This is a genomic window from Psychrobacter sp. NG254 (assembly GCF_015277735.1).
GTDB lineage: Bacteria > Pseudomonadota > Gammaproteobacteria > Pseudomonadales > Moraxellaceae > Psychrobacter.
Genome location: NZ_JADHDA010000019.1, coordinates 1 through 575, shown reverse-complemented (window position 1 = coordinate 575; position 575 = coordinate 1). Strand labels below are relative to the sequence as shown.

At 42.1% G+C, this 575-nt stretch carries 1 pseudogene; it reads left to right on the top strand.

The window, feature by feature from the left end:
- Positions 1–48 precede the first annotated feature (48 nt).
- Positions 49–575 (top strand): annotated as a pseudogene (gene rpoB / locus IP510_RS13605) (DNA-directed RNA polymerase subunit beta); the annotation flags it as partial.

Genomic DNA, 575 nt, shown 5'->3' with positions numbered 1-575 from the left:
ATGTTCTTCGATAACACTACGTTTGAAGTAACGAACGGTAAAGTTCTTATGGAACTTGTACCTTCGCGTTTACGTGGTGAAACTGCCGCTTTTGATATCAAGAGCGAAGACGGTGAAGTATTTGTTGAAAGCGGTCGTCGTGTTACGGCTCGCCACATCAAGAGCATCGAAAAGAAAGGCATTAAGCAATTAGAAGTACCACATGAGTACATCATTGGCCGTATTGTAGCTAAAAACTATGTTGATGAGTCAACTGGTGAAGTTATTGCAAATGCAAATGACGAGCTAACTCTAGAGCTAATGGCTGAATTGGTTAAAGCCGGTTACACTAAAATTGATACGTTATATATCAATGAAGTGGACAGCGGTGCTTACATGTCAAATACATTAAACATTGACTCTGCAAGCAGCCGTTTAGAAGCACTAGTAGAAATTTACCGCATGATGCGCCCAGGCGAGCCACCGACGAAAGACGCGGCTGAAGCCTTATTCCAGAACTTGTTCTTCTCTGAAGAACGTTATGACTTATCTACTGTAGGTCGTATGAAGTTCAATAGCCGTGTTGGTTACGATAC